The sequence below is a fragment of the Streptomyces katrae genome (assembly GCF_000966975.1).
GTDB classification, from domain to species: Bacteria; Actinomycetota; Actinomycetes; order Streptomycetales; family Streptomycetaceae; genus Streptomyces; species Streptomyces katrae.
The window spans coordinates 1-3,138 of record NZ_JZWV01001093.1 but is presented as its reverse complement, the minus strand read 5'-3'; the positions used below and the strand labels follow the sequence as shown (position 1 = coordinate 3,138).

Sequence of the window (3,138 nt, the reverse complement as noted above, 5' to 3'; positions counted from 1 at the left end):
TCGACCGCGACGACCCGCCGGCCGAGCCGCCGGTCGTGGCCAAGCCCGGCGACAAGCCGGCGGACAACCACGCCTCGGACCTCGACATCGTGTCGCTGGACAACCACGCGTCCGGCCCCCGCCCGTAACGGGCAGGGGAACACGGCAGGACGGACGTACGGGGGGCCTTGAGCGGTCGTACGGGGGACGTACGGGGGAACCGCCCGAGGACGTACGGGGGAACCACGGGGGAAGCACGACGGGGGAAGCACGACGGTGGGCGCACCCGGGGGGATGCACCACCGGCAAGGAGCACGACGTACGGGGGAACGTACGGGGGAACGGGCGGGCTGGCCCACGGGGGATTCGGGGGAATCCGGGCGAGCCCGCACGGGGGGAACGTACGGGGGAACGCACGGGGGAGCGGCGGTCGCGGTGGCCGGAGGGGGACCACCGCGGCCGCCGCGTACCCGCGTGTCCGGCCACTACCCTGAACCCGTGTTCACCTCCCAGGGCCCCAGCCTGCGCGAACTGGCCGTCCAGGCCCTCTCCTCCGTGGAGCGGGGCTACGACCTGCTCGCCCCCAAGTTCGACCGGACTCCGTTCCGCACCCCGGACCGGATGCTCGACGCCGTCGAGGAGGCCCTCGCCCAGCGGGAGGGCACCTTCGGCTCCGGCCTGGACCTCTGCTGCGGCACCGGCGCCGGCCTGGGGATGCTGCGCCGCCTCTGCCGGGACCGGGTCACCGGGGTCGACGTCAGTGCCGGAATGCTGGCGGAGGCCGCCCGCGCCCACCCCCAGGGCGTGGACCTCGAAAGGGCCGACGCGCTGGCGCTGCCCGCCCGGCTCTGGAACTCGTACGACCTCGCCGTCAGCTTCGGCGCCTTCGGCCACTTCCTCCCCGCCGAGCGCCCCGCCCTCTTCGGCGCCGTCCACCGCGCCCTGCGTCCCGGCGGGGTGTTCGCCTTCCCGATCGGCGCCCCGATCCCGGTGACCTCGCCCCTGTGGTGGGCGGTGGCCGGCTTCGACTCGGCAATGCGGGTCCGCAACGCGGTGTGGCGGCCGCCCTTCGTCATGTACTACCGCACCTTCCCCTTCGGCCCGGTCCGCACGGACCTGCGGGCCGCGGGCTTCACCGTGGAGACCGTCCCCCTGACCCCCTTCGGCCACCGCCCGGACGGCACCCCGCACTGGCGGCTGCTGCTGGCGCGCAAGCCGGGCGTCTAGGCCGCGAGGCGTTCCAGGACGGTTCGGCACACGGCCGCCGTCCGGTCACCAGATCCGGTCGAAGGGGAGGTGGACGCGTTCCTGGTCGGTGACGTCGTTGCCGTCGCGGAGGCGGGCCATGTCGTTGCGGGACAGGGCGCGGCCGTAGACGCGTACGTCGTCCAGGGCGCCGGCGTAGAAGGCCTTGTAGTCGGGCTGGGTGCCGAGGTGGATGGTGAAGGGGCCGGTGGGGCGGAGGTCGCCCGCGGGGCCGGTGGGGGTGGCGGTGGTGGTGGGCGGGGTGCCGTCCACGGAGAGTTCCAGGCGGTCGCCGCTGCGCTGGAGGACGACGTGGTGCCAGGTGTCGTCGTCGGTGCGGGAGCGGGAGGTGACCGATACGGGGCCGGTGCCGGAGTTGACGGTGCCTTCGAGGCGGCCGGTGGCGGGGTCGGCCTCGATGCGGATCTGGGGGGCGGTGGGGCCCTGGCCGTAGGCCCAGACGAGGGGCTGGCGGGTGCCGCTCTCCCGGTCCTGGCCGCGGGTCTTGTACTTGACCCAGGTGGCGATGGCGAAGTCGCCCGCGCCGACGCGGAGTTCGTCGGGGCAGTCGGTCAGGCGCAGGAAGTCGTCCTTGCCGTCGAAGCGCATGCTCCTGCCGCCGCCGGGCCGGTTGCCGAGGCGGGGGTTGCCGTGGACGACGGCGTGGTTGCGGTAGGGGGTGGTGTCGGAGGTGCGGCGCGGGGTGAGGTCCTCGGCGGCTGCCTGGAGTTCGTGGGGGCCGAAGGCGGTGAACTTGACGTAGCCGTGCGGGGTGCCGTTGGCGGTCTCGTAGACCAGGCCGACGCGGCCGCCGGGCAGGGCCGCCATGTCGGAGTAGCCGGCGCGTTCGCGCAGGACGACGGCGCCCTCCTTGGACCAGGTGCGGCCCTCGTCGCGGGAGGTGCGGACGGCCAGGGTCCAGCGGTCGGAGGATTCGGCGCCGGGGCGGCTGGGTGCCGACAGCAGCAGGGGGCCGCCGGGCAGCTGGAGCACGGTGGTCGGCGGTGCCGCAGGTGGCGGTGGAGCGGGCGTTGACGTAGATCCGGCCGTCGGGGAGCTGGGTGAGGGCGGGCTCGTTGGGTGCGGGACGGCCTTCGGGGGCGGCCCAGCGGGCACCTGCCTTCCAGGTGAGACCGCCGTCGTCGCTGTAGAGGAGCTGGGCGCCGGATTCGCCGGTCTCGCTGCGGTAGTCGGCGCTGACGACGAGGCGGCCGGGCCGGTCGGGGCGGGTGGGGGTGAGCTGGACGCCGTGGCCGGGGCCGACGGAGACCCAGGTCCAGTCGGGGCCCTTGAGCTGGGGCTGCGGTTCGGGGTCGGTGGTCCAGGTGGCGCCGTCGTCGGTGCTGTGGGCCAGGCGCAGTTCGCGGGGGCCGCGGACGCGGTTGCCGTCGGGGTCGGCGGTCCAGGTGCTGTAGGCGTGGAGGAGGGTGATGCGGCCGGAGGCGGAGTCGACGACGGGGGCGGGGTTGCCGTAGGCGCCGGGGTCGCCGGCGCCGCGGATGATCTGGAGGGGGCCCCAGGTGCGGCCCTCGTCGGTGGAGCGCTTGAGGACGAGGTCGATGTCGCCGATGTCGCCGCAGCCGGTGGTGCGGGCTTCGGCGATGGCCAGGAGGGTGCCGTCCTTGGTGGTGGTGAGGGTGGGGGTGCGGTAGCAGTCGTAGCCCTCGGTGAAGGCGTTGAAGGGGGCGGAGACGGCCGTCGTCCTCGGGTGCGTCGGGCGGGCCGGACGGCAGGGCGGTGACGGCGACGGCCGCGAGCGCGGCGACGGCCGCGCAGGCCGCCCAGGCCCGGGCCCGGGCGGACCGGCGGAATCGGACGACTGCTCGGTGCACGTTCACCCGTGCAGGCTAACGGGTGGGCCGACGGGGGCCGGGCCGGTCAGGGGCGCGTCGGGGTCGCCTCGGGGTGGGGGTG

At 75.2% G+C, this 3,138-nt stretch carries 2 protein-coding genes and 1 pseudogene; 1 reads left to right on the top strand and 2 read right to left on the bottom strand.

All coding sequences use genetic code 11. The features are described from left to right. Nucleotides 1–477 precede the first annotated feature (477 nt). Nucleotides 478–1,206: a class I SAM-dependent methyltransferase gene (locus tag VR44_RS32825; RefSeq protein ID WP_045951279.1), complete on the top strand. Its 729-nt coding sequence runs from the start codon at nt 478–480 to the stop codon at nt 1,204–1,206. Between the two features lie 45 nt (nt 1,207–1,251). Here VR44_RS32825 and VR44_RS32820 read toward each other — a convergent pair whose 3' ends face one another. Both VR44_RS32820 and VR44_RS49315 read right to left on the bottom strand, forming a co-directional pair. Beyond that, entirely contained in the window at nt 1,252–2,217 is a 966-nt protein-coding gene (locus tag VR44_RS32820) for a sialidase family protein (RefSeq protein ID WP_045951278.1), read from the bottom strand. Between the two features lie 31 nt (nt 2,218–2,248). Continuing rightward, nucleotides 2,249–2,854: pseudogene (locus VR44_RS49315) on the bottom strand (sialidase family protein); the annotation flags it as partial. Between the last annotated feature and the right edge of the window lie 284 nt (nt 2,855–3,138).